This is a genomic window from Waterburya sp. (assembly GCF_058530065.1).
This window is the reverse complement of the sequence record NZ_JBZNBU010000310.1, coordinates 1-17,925: the sequence shown is the minus strand read 5'-3', so window position 1 is coordinate 17,925 and position 17,925 is coordinate 1. Positions and strand designations below refer to the sequence as shown.

The following is a 17,925-nucleotide window of genomic DNA, read 5'->3' as shown; positions in this document are numbered from 1 at the left end:
GTTTTTTGATAAACAAGGTTATTTTTCTTGCACTTAACAAAATAAAATGTACTAGCTTCTTAAAAGCTAATAGCTGAAAGCTGATAGCTAATAGCTTTACAACAGATATCCTCTCAAATCTTAGTTTTTCAGCAAGCCCTAAATATTAGCCGCCACCAGTAAAATTCTTTCCTTCTTTCTCTACGGGAATTTGAACTTCCGTAACATAATTGGCAGTATCGCCATCTCGTTCGTATTGAAGGTATACTTCGCGAGTCGAACCTGATATTTGATATCCATGTTTGCCAACCCACTCAATTAAAGTGTTATATGCTCGACCGATCGAATCAAAAGATCCTTGATGCACCACGCAGGCTACTGTTTCCACTTCTGGTAGTTCGTAAACCCAAATGCGTTGCGAAGCTATGCCGTTAGCCGAAGGTGTATCCTTTAGGATAGGCTTATCGCTTGTGGGAATCTGGCGATCGATCGGTACTACGGTTTCAATGGGAATGTGTTTGTCTCTTAGTTTGGTTTCGTGATAAATATTGATGCCAGCACCCACTTCCTTGACTCCATTACCGAAGGCGTAACCGTAAACTAAATCGAACATACTTTCGATAACGGGGGCACAATCGTCGAAGTTGGGAATGACTCCCAAAGTGGCTGCAACCAACTGAGAGGAAAGAGGTTTGAGAATTACTTCATAGTCAGACATTGATTTCTCCTGTTCTAATTCTTGTAGGCGAATTTGGAGACGATTGAGACGCAAAGCATCTGTTTCCAATCGTTCTTGAATTTCTATTTGTTTTAGGCGCAACATTCCGCGAATCTCTGTCAAAGAAATATTTTCGTCCAGCAAACAACCAATTTGTTCTAAAGAAAATCCTAGTTCTTTGAAAACTAAAATTCGATGCAGACGGGGTAACTGGGTTGCTGCATAATAACGGTAGTTAGATTGACTATCTACTTTGATGGGTTTTAACAAGCCCAAGCGATCGTATATACGCAATGCTTTGGGAGAGATTCGACTTAGTTGAGCAAAGTCACTAATTTTTAGCATCAACAACCCCTAAATCTTTGTTGTTACTAGTTAACACTTTGCCGTAAGGGAAAAGTCAAGTATTAGTTTTTAGTTTTTAGTGACTAATTCAGGGGGAATCTCTTCCAGCACATTTAGCGATGGTCAGACAGGTAAAATGGCGATCGATGCTAAGCTCGACTTGATCCAAAATCTCAAAATTGCCTTTCTTTAAAGGTCATAAATTGTAGTGATATGCAAAAAGTCAAACTACTGTAATACAAGGGTTGCAGACTCAAGATTGTCAGTAAATGAAAATGGATCAAGTCGAGCTTAGTATTAGATATTGATCGGAGTGGTGGGTCAATTTTAAAGAATATTGTATCCTAGTTAAATTCCTCAAACTATCAATATTGTTATGCCTTATCCCTCTATTAAAAATAGCGATCTTCCCCATCTGATCGACTCTCCCAGCCTAGATTTATCCATAGTCGTACCTATATATAACGAAGCAGAAAGTATCGAACATTTGGTTAATGCGATCGCCGATTCTGTCGTCGAAACTAACTTGAATTATGAAATAATTTGTGTCGATGATGGCTCAAAAGACGGCTCGACTGAAGTGTTAACCAATCTTGCCAGAAGACGTATCGATCTAAAAGCAGTAATTTTGCGTCGTAATTACGGACAGACTGCTGCCATGGCTGCGGGATTTGAATCGGCGGGAGGGAAAATAATTGTTACCTTAGATGGGGATTTGCAAAACGATCCAGCAGATATTCCTATGTTGCTCGCCAAGCTCAATGAAGGATACGATCTAGTCAGCGGTTGGCGCAAAAATAGACAAGATGCTGCTTTAACTCGACTACTACCTTCCAAAATCGCCAATATTATTATTGCCAAAGTGACAGGAGTAGTTTTACACGATTACGGCTGTTCCCTCAAAGCCTATCGGGCAGAATTGGTTGCGGATATGAATCTCTATGGAGAATTACACCGCTTTCTTCCTGCTTTGGCTTATATCGAAGGAGCAAGAATTGCTGAAGTACCAGTGCGCCATCACCCTAGAAGATTTGGTCAGAGTAAATATGGCTTAGGTAGAACAATTCGCGTTGTGATGGATTTGATGACTGTTTTCTTTATGAAAAAGTTTTTAACTCGTCCGATGCACGTTTTTGGTTTGGGGGGAGTAATATCTTTGGCGACTGGAGTGGCAATGGGTATGTATTTAACCATAGTTAAGCTCTTTTTTAACCAAAATATTGGCGATCGCCCGCTCCTAATTTTAGCGGTATTATTGATTTTAACTGGGGTTCAATTATTTTGTTTTGGTTTGGTCTCCGAACTCTTAATGCGTACCTATCACGAATCTCAAAGAAGACCAATTTATCGCATTAGAAATATTTTTGGTAAGCAGTAAAAATTGTTAATTAGTAATGGTCAATCGTCGATATATTGGTAGATTTGGCTTGAGTCTAGCACTATCGGCGATCGCATATTATCTAAGTGAAAGTACTTAATTTTTTGCTAAAAAACTTTCAATAACTAAGCTGAAAAATATTTTTTTTTAAATCTTGACTTTATACAAGGGAGTTTTTTTATAAAGATTGAGTAAAAAAGCCAAAAAAACATCGCATTGTAAGTAATTATTCTGATATTCTTTGAAAGTCTTAAATTAATAAAATAGGTATATTCCCGTGTATTTATTAAATAATTACTATCAAAATAGTTTGATGGAGAATAATAAAAAAAAAGTACTTATTGTTGATGACGATCGAGCTTTACAACACCTAATCGATAGATTCCTTAGTTACAATAACTACATTACAGAGATTGCTCCCAATTGCGCGATCGCCAGAGAAAAATTTCAAAGTTTTCAACCAGATTTAGTGTTTCTTGATATCAATCTTCCCGATGATACTGGACTTACTCTCTGTGAAGAAATGAGCCAAACTAATGTCAGAATTATTATGTTGAGTTCTATGACAGATAATTCCTATGTCTTAGAAGCATTTGCCAGGGGCGCAGATGATTATATTACTAAACCTTTTGACTTACAAATATTAAAAGCTAGAGTTGAAGCTTTATTTAGAAGATCTACGGTAGAGCTAACTTCTACAAATACTAATAATTCTATTATTTTAGATAATCTTCAAATTAATTTTTATCGTCGCGAAGTAATTTTAAATAACCGTACTATTCCCTTAACGGCATTAGAATTCGATTTGTTATATTTTCTAGCCAACAATCCTAACCGCGTTTGGGATCGAGGAGAGTTAATTTCTGCAATTTGGAACAAAGACGACTACGATGGAGACGACCGCAAAGTAGATATTCACATCGGTCGCATCCGTAAAAAAATTGGCGATGTTAACGGCGAATATATTAAAACCGTCTGGGGTAGGGGTTATATGTTTGAGTTATCTAGTTGCAATAAAGTAAAATTGGCAGACTGAATCTAAAAGTCTACACAAGCCGTCATGTTAAGAGCAGGAATCGTCGGATTGCCCAATGTGGGTAAATCTACTATGTTTAATGCTTTGGTTGCCAATGCCAAAGCCGATGCAGCTAATTTTCCTTTTTGTACTATCGAACCCAACGTCGGCGTAGTATCTGTTCCCGATAATCGTTTAGATGTACTGGCAAAACTATCCAACTCCCAAAAAATTGTCCCCACGAGAATCGAGTTTGTTGATATTGCAGGATTAGTTAAAGGCGCGAGTAAAGGAGAAGGATTGGGCAATCAATTTTTGTCTAATATTCGCGAAGTTGATGCCATCGTTCATATGGTGCGTTGTTTTGATGACGACGATATCATTCACGTATCTGGTTCTGTCGATCCCGTGCGAGATATTGAAGTAATCAATCTGGAACTAGTTTTAGCGGATTTAGCTCAAATAGAAAAACGTATTGCCAAGCAACGCAAATCAGCTAAAAACGACAAAAATGCCCAAGCAGAAGTCGAACTATTAAATAGAATTAGTACTGTACTTAACGATGGTCAATCTGTCCGCAGTATGGACTTGTCTGAAGAAGAGCAGTTGATGATTAAACCTTTAGGATTGCTCAGTAATAAACCAATTATCTACGCTACTAACGTCTCCGAAGACGATTTGGCTGACGGTAACGATTGGGTTGAATCTGTCCGCGAATTTGCTAACGATGAAGATGCCAAAGTTGTCGTAGTTTCGGCTCAAGTAGAGTCGGAATTGATCGAACTTTCTGAAGCAGAAACCAAAGACTTTCTCGAAGCTTTGGGGGTAGAAGAAGGAGGTCTAAAATCATTAATTAGAGCTACTTACGACCTGTTAGGCTTACGGACTTACTTAACCACAGGAGAAACCGAAAGTCGTGCCTGGACGATTATTGCGGGAATGAAAGCACCCCAAGCAGCCGCCGTAATTCATACGGATTTTGAGAAAAAATTTATTAAAGCCGAAACCATCAGCTATGAAGATTTAGTTGAAACAGGCTCAAAAAGCGCAGCCAGAGAAAAAGGTTTATTACGCCTGGAAGGAAAAGATTATGTGGTTCAAGAAGGGGATGTAATTGAATTCCGCATTGGTGGTTAAATTCAGAACTTGGTGATATTATCATGCTTTATGAAACTGAGTGACGAGGTGGTGAAATTACCACTAAGTGATTAAATCAATAATCGAGCGAACCTTGGTATTATCGTTAGGAAATAATACTAAGGTTTATCTTCTTCTGACATAATGTTTAATTGGTTTCGCCGCAACGAAAAAGCAAAGCAAAAACAATCGGAAACTACTCCTGCTGAAACTCAACCCGAAGTAACTACAGAGTCGGCTAAAGAATCTGGTAGTGAAATAGCCGAACCTGATTATCTTGCTTTTGCCAAAGCTGCTTATAAAAATATTCAGGAGCGAAAAGGAGAAGCAGAAAAAGCAGAAACCGCAACCGAAGAAACTATAGAAGCAGAATCAGAAGAACAGATAGAAGAAGTAGAAGCAACTACAGACAATACTGCAACAGAAGAAGTTACCGAAGTAGAAGAGACTGAAGAAATTATTGCCGAAGTAGAAGCTGAAACTGAAACAGAGATAGAAACAGAAACAAAACCCCCAGCAAATGTTCCTGTTTGGATGCAAAAGTCTCAGGGATTAGAAAAGCTTAAAGAAACGGCAATTGAAACCCCAGAAGAAGAGGAGGAAGAAATAGAAGTAGAACTAGATGAAGATTTCGTCTGGTCTTCTCAAGTATTAGCCAAAAGTGGCAGATCTGCCGAAGATGTCTCCGAAGAAGAAATTAGCTGGCTGACTAAACTGCGTCAGGGTTTGGGTAAAACTCGGATTGGTTTAGTTAACCAACTCAAATCGATTGTGGGCAAAGGTCCTCTTAACGACGATGCAGTAATGGAAATTGAGGCTCTATTACTACAAGCCGATGTAGGAATCGAAGCCACAGACTATATTATTGAAACCTTACAAGTCAAACTAAAAGAAGAAGCCTTGCCTCCCGATGGTGCGATCGCTTATCTTAAAACTATTTTGCAGGATATTCTCGATAAACCCTTAGAAGGACAAAAAGATACAGCCTTTGTCCCCGAAGAAGGAGAATTTAATATTTGGCTCTTGACAGGAGTAAATGGGGCGGGTAAAACTACTACTATTGGTAAGCTAGCCAATCTCGGTCAAAAATCTGGCTATAAATGTATGATTGCTGCTGCCGATACTTTTCGTGCTGCTGCCGTACAACAAGTTCAAGTTTGGGGGGAGCGTACTGATACCCCCGTAGTAGCAAATCCAGGAAAAAATACCGATCCTGCGGCAGTAGTATTTGATGCCATTACTGCTGCTAAAGCCAAAGATACAGAATTATTGCTGGTGGATACGGCAGGTAGATTGCAAAATAAACAAAATTTGATGGCAGAATTAGCTAAGATCCGTCGCATTATAGACAAAAAAGCTAGCGATGCTAAAGTAGAATCTTTACTAGTATTAGATGCAACTTTAGGTCAAAATGGTTTGCGTCAAGCTCAAGTATTTTCTGAAGCAGCAAACCTAAGTGGTGTGGTATTGACCAAGCTAGATGGCAGTGCTAAGGGTGGTGTCGCTCTAGCAGTAGCTCAACAACTAAATTTGCCGATTCGCTTTATTGGTGCTGGGGAAGGAATTGAAGATTTAAGACCTTTTTCCAGTTATGAATTTGTTGAAGCTCTACTCAATGGTTAATTAAAATACATTGATTTCTATCCATAGATTAAAAAGATTAGATTGAATTTCTTGGCGTATTAGCTATTTCGAGTTATCATAAATCAACTAAATATTCAGATAGATGAAATATAAATACTACTTTTATTAATAGATCGCCAGATAACCATTAATAAAAACGGTTGATAAATCATTGAAAATGTATTTCCTAAAATATACTTATTGTTGCCATACTTTGATTGTATTTGTGACTAATGAACTGAAAAACTAATGTCTAAATTTGTAGAGGCAATGACTGTCACGTCTTCTCATAGCCATCCCTCTCAAGAAAATAATAGTATTAATCCTTCTTCTGACGATGAAATTAATCCTATTATGGCACTAAAGGAATTGGTGGCTAATCTCCAAAGAGAACAAAATAAAATTCAAGACTTATTGAGCTCCTTGGGATTTGCCCTACGTAGTTTTAGTAACTTGAATCAGTTTCTAGAATTAACTCCTTTGATGGCAGCTAGGGTTACCGATGCCATTGGTGGAGCTTTAGTATTATATAAAGGAAATCAAATTCATTTAGAACAAATTCATTGTCAGGATAATAAAGTCGGCTTAGAAGTCAGGCAAATTTTTGATCGCGTCAAGCATCAAATAGATAGCGATCAAACTGTTAAGCTCTGCTCTAAACTCTCAGAAATTATTGAAGAACAAAGTTTAACTGAATTGGAAACAAAAATTAAGTTTTTTGGCACTCCGATTTTAGTTAAAAATGTCGAACAAGGTCGTCTTTTTGTTTTTAGCATTGATGAGGGATATAGTTGGAATCCTACGAGAAGAAAACTAACTCAATTAGTAGCAGATCAAACGGCAGTTGCGATCGCCAATCACGAGCTAACAGTAGAATTACGTTCTAAAGAAAGACAAGATCGGGAATTGGAAATTGCTTCGGAAATTCAATTACGTCTGCTGCCCAGTAAATGTCCTCAAATCAAGGGGGTGGCGATCGCTGCTAAATGCGAAACCGCCAATCGCGTCGGAGGCGATTATTATGATTTTATTCCTACTAATTACGATCGCCTAGAAATTAGCCAGCAAGAATCAGATTCTGATGTTCCTTGGAGTATTGTGATCGGCGATGTCATGGGTAAAGGTGTCCCCGCAGGATTGATTATGACCATGACTAGAGGTATGCTACGGGCTGAAGTATTAAATCGCAATTCTCCCGCCCAAATTATGCGCCACCTCAATCGCGTAATGTATGCCGATCTGGAAAATTCTCACCGTTTTGTGAGTATGTTTTACTCGGAGTACGACCCTAAAAAACAAACTCTCGCCTTCACCAATGCTGCTCACAATCCTCCTTTATTGTGGCGCAAAGCAACTAATCAAATTGAAAAGCTGGATAGTTGGGGAATGTTAATCGGTTTGGACATGGAATCGGAATATGAAGATGCTGTGGTGCAGCTTGCTCCTGGAGACACAATTATTTATTACACCGATGGTTTTACCGATGCAGCCAACGAAGAAGGCGATCGCTTTGATGAAGAAAACCTCCATCTTTGCTTTAAATGGGCTTGTCAGCATCTAGAAACCCCAGAAGAAATATTAGACCATGTTTTCTATCAAGTGAAGCAATTTAGCGGTACAAACAATCAATGTGGAGACGATATGACCTCTATTGTGATGCAAATTAAATCCGACGATTAAATTAAGTAGTCTCGCAAAATCAATTTAATTTGATAGTCAGGGTTGGATAATGGGTAATTTGATCAAGACATGACGATAAATCACGTCCAATCTTGTTGTTCTCCCGTAGCAGTACGTCGATATACAGTACCTTGGGCGTGAATAATTCGAGTTTGGCGATATAGTTCTTCTTCTTCTAGCTGCCAATTATTTAAAACAGATTGCAAATCCCGTTGAATATCCCGCGCCCCAGGAAAATCGCGATAGCGAATAATCAAACGAGCTAACTCGACTAAATCGCGATCGCCAGGATTGGAAGTTACTTGTAACAAACTGTCTACAGTTGCCCGATCTTTTTTGTTCTGGGGATGTTTTTGCTCGACATTCTCCTTGGTCATTTAATCAATTAATATTTTAATTATTGACGACGTTTGCTACTAGTTAATAAAGGTAGGGGTTGGCGAGTAGATCCAGGAGGTAAGAGATATTTTACGGGTTGGGTTGCGATCGCTCTAGATTTTTTTCTAGTTCCTTGTTTCCAGCGCATAATTATTGCCAACAAAGCAACAATTAAACCAATAGATAGTAAACCACCACGTCCACCAAATCCTCCAATTAAAGCATCAGTCAAGCCCAAAATGAGGATAAAGCCAGAAATAGGTTCTTTTCGGTATACCGCTCTGAAAAATTTTGCCAATAAAGGATTCACTATGGGTACTTTGTGCTAAATAAAACTAAACTTCTTAAAGCATGAAGTTACTTAATTTAATTCATAAGCTAGCATATTTCCAGTCTTATTTTGTTGGAGACACAACAAATTTATCAAAAATACTTCACCAGCTTTACTATCAAAGAAATAGTCATAGGTTATTATGCTATTCGACTAGGCTTAAAACATCATTACTGTTCAAAGGATAGGCAAATAAATATCCTTGTCCGTATTCACAACCCAAACCTTTTAAAATATCTCTTTGAGCTTCGGTTTCAATGCCTTCAGCGATTATATCTAAATCTAAACTGTGAGCTAGGTCAATAATTGCTTTGAGAATATCGTAGTCAGTATTATTAATTTCAGGTGTAATAAAAGAGCGGTCTATTTTGACTGTATCGACGGGTAAATAACGCAAATAACTCAAAGATGAATAACCAGTACCAAAATCATCTAAACATAATTTAATATCGCGCTCTTTGAGTTTTTCCAAAACTTTGGTGACTGCAGTTGTATTTTCCATCAACGTACTTTCGGTAATTTCTAATTTTATATTTTGACCTGCTAGATTTAAAGTTTCTAAAAGGCAATCTATTTGGGGAATTAATTCTGGATGATAAATTTGGATGCGAGATAAATTAATACTGATCGTAAAAGGCAAGTTATTGGCAAAAGATTTTTGCCAAGCAACCAGTTGATAGCAAGCTTCTGAAAGTACCCATTCCCCCAAAGCAATGATTTGTCCAGTTTCCTCAGAAATAGGAATAAATTTATCTGGCGGGATTGTCCCCAAAGAATTATGATTCCATCTCACTAAAGCTTCTAAACAGGAAACCTTACCTGTTTGTAGAGAAACTATCGGCTGGTATTTTAAAAATAGTTGTTTGTTATTAATTGCTTGTTGCAGGTCATTTTCCAATTGTATTTTTTCGACGGCATTGCTTTGCATTTTTTGGTCAAATAAAACCGAAGTTTTGACAAAATTGACCCTGGCATATTGCATTGCAGTATCCGCCGATTGCAACAGTTTGTCAGGATCTTGCTCGTTATTGTCCTTGAGAGCAATACCAATGCTGACGGTAGAGCATACCGTACTATTGCCAATGGCAAAAGGTTGGATCAATTGACGATAAATCTTTTCGGCTCGATTAAGAATATCTTCTGTATTTTTAATATTATTGATTAATAAGGCAAATTCATCTTCACTGATTCTGGCAACAATGCTCGAATCTTCTTCTTGTATATACTTTTTTAAACGGCAAGCTACTCCTTTTAAAAGTCGATCGCCGATTTCATAGCCCAAACTTTGCTTTATACTGCGAAAGCGATCGATACTCAACAGAAGAACAGCAAATAAATGGCTATTAGAGTTTAATTCTGCCGATAAAGCTATTTCTTTGCTTAAATACTCGATAAACTGAGTGCGATTGGGCAAACCTGTTAAATTATCGTAAAAAGCTAGATATCTCAACCTTTGTTGGGCAGCGCGGTATTCTTCTCTTAAAATTGCCTCTCTCAATTCTCTTTCTACGGCGGGAATGAGACGAGCTAGTTTGCCTTTAACTAAATAATCATGCGCTCCTGCTTTCATGGCTGCGACAGCGGTATCTTCGCCAATTTTGCCCGAAATAATCACAAAAGGTAGGTCGAGATTCCATTCCTTAAGTAAATTAAGAGCAGCAATTGCATTGAACTGAGGCATGGAATAATCAGCTAAAATAATATCCCAGACAGCACATTTTTTTAAGGCAGACTCCATATCTGTCTTAGTATCTACTCTTTGGTAAATAACTTCGTAACCGCCACGTTCTAGTTCGATGGCTAGTAGTTCGGCATCATCTTCTGAATCTTCGACAATTAAGACTCGCAGAAGTTTACTCATTTAGGACTCCAGAAACTGGTGGTAGCTGATTAATCGTCAACCAATAGGTACTTATTTCTCTAACAAATTTTTGTAATTGAGTAAAGTGAATTGGTTTGCGAACATAACTATTGCAACCATTAATATAACTGTCAATTAGGTCTTGTGGCTCATTTGAGGAGCTAATTATTACGACTGGTAATAATTTAGTTTTAGGATGGGCGCGGATACGACGCAAAACTTCAATACCATTTATTTTGGGTAAATTCAAATCCAGTAGGATGAGAGCGGGGGGAAGACGAGAATTTTCCTTCTCTGAAGCTTGACTCGAATCATCACCCAAAGTATCTTGTTCTGTTAAATAATTTAAAGCTTCTAGGCCATCAGAGACTATCGTTAGGTGGTGGGGAATTTTTTCTCTGACAAAAGCCAATCTCATCAATTCGCGATCGTCGGGATTGTCTTCTACTAATAGTATATTTTTAACTGACATATAATATTTTTAATCTAGATTTAGATCGACTGTCTTTTGAGCCTTCCCGACCAAAAGGGAATTTCGATCATAATTACGATCGTAAAACGTAAAATTAAGTTAAACTTTACATTTTCTAAATAATAAATGAAGTAATTTAAGCTTATTTTTTCTAGCTTATAATCTATTTTTTTTTCGTATCTTATAATACATCAAAATACAAAAAAAAGACTGATTTCGACAAACAAAGCTAGCAGTAGCAAGATTTTGTTTAAAGGACTTAATATTAAATTTTAATTTAATTCCAGCATTTTTTATTAGTTTTTTTAGTTTGTTAGTTTAATCGATAAATTAAAAGCTAAACAGAAAATAACTGTATCTAATTCAAATAATTTTGCTTAAGAGACTGTGGGTCACAAAATTAATCAACTAAAATCAAAAAACTATTGAAATAAAAGCTTAAAATGAACGATCTGCCAGACCTAACAAAATATGGATATCAAATCGATCGCCAATTAGGATGCAATCGAGAAGGAGGTCGTATCACGTGGAAAGGCGTTAATTTAATTAGCCAGGAAATAGTAGTTATTAAACAATTCTGTTTTGCTACAGTCAATGCAAATTGGTCGGGTTACCAAGCATACCAACGAGAGATCGAGATTCTCAAACAATTAGATTGTGATGGCATTCCTCGGTATTTAGATACTATTGAAACAAAAAATGGTTTTTGTTTGATTCAAGAATATATCGCTGCGCCTAATCTTCAGGAGTGCGATCAACTAACATTAACCGAACTTAAAGAAATTTTTCTCAAAATTTTAGAGATCTTAATTTATTTACAACAACAAACGCCACCAGTCGTTCATCGCGATCTTAAACCAGAGAATATTCTTTTAGATTCAGAATTGAATCCTTACATAATTGATTTTGGCTTTGCTAGTTTAGGTAGCAAAGAAGTTACGGGAAGTAGTGTTTTTCGTGGCACTCCTGGATTCATTGCTCCCGAACAAATTATTAAACCTACCCTTGCTTCAGATATATATAGCTTGGGAGTGACTTTTGTCTGTCTGTTATCCCACAAAACTATTAATGAAATTCGCGAGCTAGCATCGACGGATGACCCCTATCAGTTGAATCTCAAGAGGATTTTTCCTCAATTAAATCGCGGTTTGTTCGATTGGCTGGTCAAAATGACCAATGCTAAAGCCAGCCAACGTTTTGAGAATGCCATAGTTGCGAGGGATGCTTTATTGGCAGTAGATTTAGAAAATTTAGAAAATCAGGAAAAGCTGACAATTATTCCCGATTTACCACCAAACAAACTGAGTAATCCTGTTTTAGCCCTGGGGACTTTAACAATTACTAGTTTGAGTGGAATATCAGTCTGGGGACTAAATTTTATCGACCACAATCTAGAATCAAATATAGTTAATATAGCGATCGCTGTAGTAGCAGCAATGGTAATTGCCGTTGCTCAATTAGGCGCAGTAGCCATAGCCAAGATAGAACCCCAAGCCAGGGTTCAGGGAGGAGTTTTAGCCATAGGAGTTCCGATATTTTTAGTCGCGGCTAGTGGTTTTATTTGGGGTCAAGGAGAAGCAGTGGATATTGCAGGAATGACTGCGATCGCCGAATTATTGATTTTTTCCTATTTTTGGTGGCAAATTCCCCCATTCAAACAAAAAAGCTTTCAACTTAAAATTAGTTTTTTGTCAACAGCGATCGCTTTAGGAATCGTTCTGGGTTTAAAATTAACTTGAGCCAACGATAAAAATCAATACCAGTTGTGTTATGTCTAAAAGTCTCCGCTATAATCCAAAATGAAAGCTTGCCGATTTAAAAAAAACTCGTAAGATACGGGTGTTGTGGAGGAAGAGAAATTGGACGAATTAACCGCAGGACTAGCTTTAGCAACAGAAGAAGAATTACAACAAATCACACAAATATTATTTCGCCGTCGTTTCAATCCTCTAGATTACTGGCAAACTCCAGAGCCACTATACGTTCAAAGCCAAGATTGGGATGTGTGGCTAGACGATCTCGATCGCCGAGTCCGCTACCTAGCAGCAGATGGTCTCACGGTATTGCGAGGACGCACCCAAGAAGTATCTTATCGAGAAATATTAATTAAAATTTGTCACTATCTTAAAATTCCTTACTCTCACCGAATGACTGCCACCGATATTGAGGCAGAAATTTTTTTACATTTAGTTACAAAAGCTTGGGATAAATTACCCCCTCAAGAACAATCGTCCCTTCAAGTACAAATCGGTCGAGCTTTAGCAGCATCAACGCCACCAGAACCTTTACCTTTGGGCTGGCAGAATAATCCCGTCAAGATTCTCTTGAAGGGTACGGGGATTGTAGCAGCTAGCAGCATTTTAAAATCTTGGTTGTTAAAACATATTGCCAAGCAATTCGCCCTTCATTTTGCCACCTATCAAGCTGCCAAAACAGCAATAATTAAAGGGGGAACGACTGCGGTAGTTGGTTTGAGCAATCAATTAGCATTACAAGCAGCTAAAAAGGGCATGGCAGCTAATGCTGCCCGTTATGGAGCAACTAGGGGGATTTTCAGCTTGTTAGGACCAATTGTATGGAGCTATTTTCTAGCAGATTTAGGCTGGAAGGCGATCGCTACCAATTACTCTAGAGTCATTCCCATTGTTTTCACCTTGGCGCAAATCCGCCTAATTAGGGGAGACTATTTAGCTATCGGAGGCTAAATATAAATCAGAGATCGATAATAGAATATTCCAGTTACCCTTACAAAATTTCCCGTTTCATATAGGGCTGAAGGACTTCGGGAATTTTTACAGTACCGTCTTCTTGTTGATAGTTTTCTAAAACTGCTGCCATAGTTCTACCAATTGCCAATCCCGAACCATTAAGAGTGTGGACGTATTGCGTACCTTTTTTTCCTGCCTGTTTAAAGCGGATGTTAGCGCGACGGGCTTGAAAATCTCTAAAATTAGAACAACTAGAAATTTCTCGGTACATTTGGGCAGCAGGCAGCCAAACTTCTAGGTCATAACATTTAGCAGCCCCAAAACCAATGTCTCCAGTACACAACTCTAGAATGCGATAGGGTAATTTTAAAGCTTGTAAAATTGCTTCGGCATTTTCGACCAATGCTTGATGTTCGGCATCAGAAGTTTCGGGGGCGACTACTTTAACCAGTTCTACTTTGTTAAATTGATGTAGCCTGATTAAACCCCGACTGTCTTTGCCCGCACTCCCCGCTTCGCGACGAAAACAGGGAGTATAAGCGCAGTGATGAATCGGCAATTGACTATCTTCAATTATTTCATCCCGATATAAATTAGTTACGGGTACTTCTGCTGTGGGAGTGAGCCATAAATCATCACTGGTACATTTAAAGCTATCTTCAGCAAACTTGGGTAATTGACTAGTGCCTTGTAGGGATGCACTATTGACCAATACGGGAGGCATAACTTCTTGATAGCCAGCCGCAATTTGAGTATCGAGCATAAAATTAATTAAGGCTCTTTCTAAGGCTGCACCCGCGCCTACCAAATTAACAAAACGACTTTGGGCAACTTTCACCGCACGTTTAAATTCTAAAATTCCTAATTTTTCGCCAATTTCCCAGTGGGGCAAAACATTAGTATTGCTGGAGATATATTCATCGCCCCAGCGTTTGATTTCTACGTTTTCTTCTTCCCCTTTACCGACGGGAACGGATTCATCGGGGAGATTGGGCAATTCTAAAAGTAAAGCTTCAATTTTGGCTTTTAAGTCTTTTTCCTGGGGTTCTAGTTCGCTGAGTTTGGTTTTTATTTCATTCCCTTCAGCTTTAAGCTGGGCGATCTCTTCTCCTTGAGGATTGCTACCACTACCAATTTTTTTGCCAATGAGTTTGCCAATTTCATTACCCCGCGCGCTGAGTTGACTGCGGTTGGTTTCTAATTCCCTAGAGGAGCGATCTAATTTCACGATCGCGCTAATGTCATAACTACCATTACGGCGATCGATTAACTCTTGGATTTTTTCGGGATTGGCTCGAATTAATTTTAGGTCTAGCACCGCTTTTCTCTTACTTAAATCATTGGCTTTTTTCTCTATGCTAGGATATCTTGTTTTCGATCTCTAAAGTTAAAAAGGAATTTGTAATTTAATACTGGATTCAAACTCCCCATCTTTTTCTAATTCCGCATTTAAACCTATCGAACCCAGTCCAGTTTTCGCTTTCCAAAAAGCACTTCCCCCTGTAAAAGAAGTTTCTCGATCTACATTTGCCTTGACTCCTAAAGTGCCTAAAGCTGTCTTCGCCCCTAGTTTCAAACTTCCGCCAGTGAAGACAGTATCTTGATCGAACTCTCCACTCACCCCAATATTAGAACCAAATAAAAGATTGGCATCCCAGGAAGCATTACCCCCTTTAAAGTGGGTTTCTTCATCTAATTTGAGATCCGCAGCTAGAGAACCGAAAAAGGTTGTGGTTGATACCTTAATATTGCCTCCCGTAAAGGTGGTTTCTTGATCAAAGTTTCCTTTGACAGCGATCGCACCTAATTTAGTTTTGGCTTTCCAAGCGGTATTACCTCCAGTAAAAGTAATTTCTTCATTAAATTTGCCTTCTACTACGAGAGAACCCAACAAAGTATCGGCTTGCCAAGCAGCAACGTTTTGAATTGGTTTAAATTCTCGATTTAGATTAAGACTTAGATTCACCGCACCTAATTTAGTTTGAGCATTCCAAAAAGCTTTGCCTTTAGTGAATTCTGCTCGATTGTTAAATTTCCCATTCAATCCTAGAGAACCAATACTAGTCTTGGTTTGCCAAGATGTTCTGCCAGCTTTAAAAGGACTAGACTCTGGTTCAAAAGCATTCAGATTGGTACTAACCAGTTGAGAAGAACTTTGATCGATGGCGAAGCCAGAAATTAAATTGGGCTGATAGCTTGCTTCAGATTCTAGATTCGTAGGAGTCGCAACCAGAAAAGGCTGCACCATTTTTCTAGACTCTTGACTTTGAGAGAGAGAAAAGTTGGGTTCGATCTCTATTGGTTCGAGAAAGTTTATTTGGGTTTCCAGAAATAATCCTGTTGCAACTAACCACATAAATATAGATCTAGATAAATAATAAGACGACTAAAAGTTTTTATATGTTTCCTAGTTTAGTTTTTTGCAACTACGAATGGTGCGATCGCTTTATCATCCCGATCCAGAAGTAACAAATAATCAGTAATGAGTTAAAAATACATCAAGTTTTGATCGACAATTAAGCTTGGTTTTATAGCTCATATTCGTATGTTTTGCGATCGACTATTCTGAATAGTTCTTAAACACTGATTTATCATCTAATTCTATTATCTGATAATAATTGTTATTTTCAATATTGCTTTGTAAAATACTTCATTCAACTATGATAAATTATCAAAAACTTTACTTATTTTTTACATCTAAAGGAAACAACATAAGTTAATCTAACTACAAGCAAATATAAATCTGAATAAAAGTATCTTGTTTTTTCAGTATTTTTAACCACAAAAAAAATCTTATAAAAACGAACTAATAAAACCTCAAAATATCTCCGCGTCAAAAGATATTTCTATTTCCTCTAAAAAAATAACAAATAAAGCGTCAACCTGAACGGTATCGATGCAGGCGATCGCTCTGGACGTTCTGTAAGCAATGCAGGGGATATTAATGGGGATGGTATCGACGATTTATTAATTGGCGCGCCAGCAGCCGATTAATAAATATCCAAACTTTCTTAAAAGTTTATTGATTTATCTTACAAAGCAGTTAATTGAGAGTAATCTAAGTTTAAATAAGGACAGAAATTCGATACATATTAAAAAAATCGGACAAAATAATAAGTCTTGGTTTTGGTAAATCCATCCCGCACTATATTTCAATTCTTCAATTATTCAATTAACTGCATATATCTGAGAGTATTTTTTTATGGTTTCTACTGCACCCCAGAATCTTAGTTCGGCAATTCAAGCTACTAACGATCCCCTGAAAACTGCCCAAGGCGTATATATTACAGTTCACGGTCATTTTTACCAACCACCTAGAGAAAATCCCTATCTCAACACGATTGAAAGACAACCAAGCGCGCAACCATACCATGATTGGAACGAACGCATCCATCATGAATGTTATCGTCCTAACGCCTTTGCTCGCATCCTCAATCACAACCAGGAAGTAATTGGGATCGTTAATAACTTTGAATATTTAAGTTTTAATATTGGCGCGACTTTAATGTCTTGGCTAGAAAAATACGATCCCGAAGTCTATCAGCGGATTCTAGAAGCAGATCGCCAGAGTAGCGAAAGACTAAACGGGCATGGCAATGCGATCGCTCAAGTCTACAATCACATTATTTTGCCTCTAGCTAATCAAAGAGATAAGATTACGCAAATTCGTTGGGGTAAAGAAGATTTTCGTTCTCGTTTTGGACGCGATCCCGAAGGGATGTGGTTGGCAGAAACTGCGGTAGACTATCCTACCCTAGAAGCTTTGATTGAAGAGGAGATTAAATTTATTATTCTTGCTCCTTCCCAAGCAGAAAGATGTCGTCCTTTAATTACTGAAGATAAAGAATTAGAAACTGAAAACGAATGGATTGAAGTAGGGGGATCGCAAATCGATCCCACTCGTCCCTATCGTTGTTTTGTGGGCGATCGCTATATTGATATTTTCTTCTATGATGGGCCAATTTCCCGCGCTTTAGGGTTTGAGGATCTGTTGGAAACTGTCGATACCTTTTCTGCCAGAATGGGACGAGCAATCCGAGGTGACGATCGCCTTTCGCAAATTATTAGCGTGGCTACCGATGGAGAAACTTTCGGACACCACAAAGGAGGAACAGAAAAATGTATTGCCTATGCCCTGAGCGAGCAATTTGCTCATTATAATTGGACGGTAACCAACTATGCCCACTACCTCAGTATTTGTCCCCCTACTTGGGAAGTAGTCTTAAAACCCGTAACTGCCTGGAGTTGCGCTCACGGAGTCGGACGCTGGCAAGATAACTGTGGTTGCGCTAGCGGTGGC

The 17,925-nt window shown here is 38.2% G+C and carries 14 protein-coding genes and 2 pseudogenes; 9 read left to right on the top strand and 7 right to left on the bottom strand.

Annotated elements, in window-relative coordinates:
- Nucleotides 1-145: 145 nt before the first annotated feature.
- The gene (locus AC33VI_RS18490; RefSeq protein WP_491783733.1) at nucleotides 146-1,042 is read right to left on the bottom strand and encodes a MerR family transcriptional regulator; all 897 of its coding nucleotides are present in this window, start codon (nucleotides 1,040-1,042) and stop codon (nucleotides 146-148) included.
- Between the two features lie 376 nt (nucleotides 1,043-1,418).
- Between AC33VI_RS18490 and AC33VI_RS18485 the strand changes: the two genes are divergently transcribed.
- The 5 genes from AC33VI_RS18485 (at nucleotide 1,419) to AC33VI_RS18465 (ending at nucleotide 7,875) form a co-directional block, all read left to right on the top strand.
- A complete protein-coding gene (locus AC33VI_RS18485) occupies nucleotides 1,419-2,420 on the top strand; it encodes a glycosyltransferase family 2 protein (RefSeq protein WP_491783732.1) in 1,002 nt (333 codons plus the stop codon).
- Between the two features lie 313 nt (nucleotides 2,421-2,733).
- The gene (locus AC33VI_RS18480; protein WP_491783734.1) at nucleotides 2,734-3,456 is read left to right on the top strand and encodes a response regulator transcription factor; all 723 of its coding nucleotides are present in this window, start codon (nucleotides 2,734-2,736) and stop codon (nucleotides 3,454-3,456) included.
- Nucleotides 3,457-3,480: 24 nt separating this feature from the next.
- Nucleotides 3,481-4,572 (top strand): redox-regulated ATPase YchF, encoded by a 1,092-nt coding sequence (ychF, locus tag AC33VI_RS18475; RefSeq protein WP_491783731.1) that lies wholly within the window; start codon nucleotides 3,481-3,483, stop codon nucleotides 4,570-4,572.
- A 144-nt stretch (nucleotides 4,573-4,716) separates the two neighbouring features.
- A complete protein-coding gene (gene ftsY, locus AC33VI_RS18470) occupies nucleotides 4,717-6,195 on the top strand; it encodes a signal recognition particle-docking protein FtsY (RefSeq protein ID WP_491783730.1) in 1,479 nt (492 codons plus the stop codon).
- Nucleotides 6,196-6,444: 249 nt separating this feature from the next.
- The gene (locus tag AC33VI_RS18465; protein WP_491783729.1) at nucleotides 6,445-7,875 is read left to right on the top strand and encodes a GAF domain-containing SpoIIE family protein phosphatase; all 1,431 of its coding nucleotides are present in this window, start codon (nucleotides 6,445-6,447) and stop codon (nucleotides 7,873-7,875) included.
- A gap of 80 nt (nucleotides 7,876-7,955) precedes the next feature.
- Here AC33VI_RS18465 and AC33VI_RS18460 read toward each other — a convergent pair whose 3' ends face one another.
- The 4 genes from AC33VI_RS18460 to AC33VI_RS18445 form a co-directional block, all read right to left on the bottom strand.
- The gene (locus tag AC33VI_RS18460) at nucleotides 7,956-8,252 is read right to left on the bottom strand and encodes a DUF3288 family protein (RefSeq protein WP_491783728.1); all 297 of its coding nucleotides are present in this window, start codon (nucleotides 8,250-8,252) and stop codon (nucleotides 7,956-7,958) included.
- A gap of 20 nt (nucleotides 8,253-8,272) precedes the next feature.
- A complete protein-coding gene (locus tag AC33VI_RS18455; RefSeq protein WP_491783727.1) occupies nucleotides 8,273-8,563 on the bottom strand; it encodes a hypothetical protein in 291 nt (96 codons plus the stop codon).
- A 166-nt stretch (nucleotides 8,564-8,729) separates the two neighbouring features.
- Nucleotides 8,730-10,445: a putative bifunctional diguanylate cyclase/phosphodiesterase gene (locus tag AC33VI_RS18450; protein WP_491783726.1), complete on the bottom strand. Its 1,716-nt coding sequence runs from the start codon at nucleotides 10,443-10,445 to the stop codon at nucleotides 8,730-8,732.
- On the bottom strand, nucleotides 10,438-10,917 hold the full coding sequence (locus AC33VI_RS18445) for a response regulator (protein WP_491783725.1): 480 nt from the start codon (nucleotides 10,915-10,917) through the stop codon (nucleotides 10,438-10,440). Before AC33VI_RS18445 ends, AC33VI_RS18450 begins: the two co-directional genes overlap by 8 nt.
- Before the next feature lie 443 nt (nucleotides 10,918-11,360).
- Between AC33VI_RS18445 and AC33VI_RS18440 the strand changes: the two genes are divergently transcribed.
- Entirely contained in the window at nucleotides 11,361-12,656 is a 1,296-nt protein-coding gene (locus AC33VI_RS18440) for a serine/threonine protein kinase (RefSeq protein WP_491783724.1), read from the top strand.
- 120 nt (nucleotides 12,657-12,776) lie between these two features.
- On the top strand, nucleotides 12,777-13,622 hold the full coding sequence (locus AC33VI_RS18435; RefSeq protein ID WP_491783723.1) for a YaaW family protein: 846 nt from the start codon (nucleotides 12,777-12,779) through the stop codon (nucleotides 13,620-13,622).
- A gap of 40 nt (nucleotides 13,623-13,662) precedes the next feature.
- Here AC33VI_RS18435 and serS read toward each other — a convergent pair whose 3' ends face one another.
- A complete protein-coding gene (serS, locus tag AC33VI_RS18430; protein WP_491783722.1) occupies nucleotides 13,663-14,943 on the bottom strand; it encodes a serine--tRNA ligase in 1,281 nt (426 codons plus the stop codon).
- 69 nt (nucleotides 14,944-15,012) lie between these two features.
- The gene (locus AC33VI_RS18425; RefSeq protein ID WP_491783721.1) at nucleotides 15,013-15,981 is read right to left on the bottom strand and encodes a hypothetical protein; all 969 of its coding nucleotides are present in this window, start codon (nucleotides 15,979-15,981) and stop codon (nucleotides 15,013-15,015) included.
- Between the two features lie 527 nt (nucleotides 15,982-16,508).
- Here AC33VI_RS18425 and AC33VI_RS18420 point away from each other — a divergent pair.
- Nucleotides 16,509-16,616: pseudogene (locus AC33VI_RS18420) on the top strand (integrin alpha); the annotation flags it as partial.
- 211 nt (nucleotides 16,617-16,827) lie between these two features.
- A pseudogene (locus tag AC33VI_RS18415) lies at nucleotides 16,828-17,925 on the top strand (DUF3536 domain-containing protein); the annotation flags it as partial.

Bases quoted from the DNA above. Each gene is read 5' to 3' on its own strand.
- AC33VI_RS18450 (WP_491783726.1), bottom strand. From the start codon at position 10,445: ATGAGTAAACTTCTGCGAGTCTTAATTGTCGAAGATTCAGAAGATGAT.
- AC33VI_RS18490 (WP_491783733.1), bottom strand. From the start codon at position 1,042: ATGCTAAAAATTAGTGACTTTGCTCAACTAAGTCGAATCTCTCCCAAA.
- AC33VI_RS18440 (WP_491783724.1), top strand. From the start codon at position 11,361: ATGAACGATCTGCCAGACCTAACAAAATATGGATATCAAATCGATCGC.
- ftsY (WP_491783730.1), top strand. From the start codon at position 4,717: ATGTTTAATTGGTTTCGCCGCAACGAAAAAGCAAAGCAAAAACAATCG.
- AC33VI_RS18445 (WP_491783725.1), bottom strand. From the start codon at position 10,917: ATGTCAGTTAAAAATATACTATTAGTAGAAGACAATCCCGACGATCGC.
- AC33VI_RS18460 (WP_491783728.1), bottom strand. From the start codon at position 8,252: ATGACCAAGGAGAATGTCGAGCAAAAACATCCCCAGAACAAAAAAGAT.
- AC33VI_RS18485 (WP_491783732.1), top strand. From the start codon at position 1,419: ATGCCTTATCCCTCTATTAAAAATAGCGATCTTCCCCATCTGATCGAC.
- AC33VI_RS18425 (WP_491783721.1), bottom strand. From the start codon at position 15,981: ATGTGGTTAGTTGCAACAGGATTATTTCTGGAAACCCAAATAAACTTT.
- ychF (WP_491783731.1), top strand. From the start codon at position 3,481: ATGTTAAGAGCAGGAATCGTCGGATTGCCCAATGTGGGTAAATCTACT.
- AC33VI_RS18480 (WP_491783734.1), top strand. From the start codon at position 2,734: ATGGAGAATAATAAAAAAAAAGTACTTATTGTTGATGACGATCGAGCT.
- AC33VI_RS18465 (WP_491783729.1), top strand. From the start codon at position 6,445: ATGTCTAAATTTGTAGAGGCAATGACTGTCACGTCTTCTCATAGCCAT.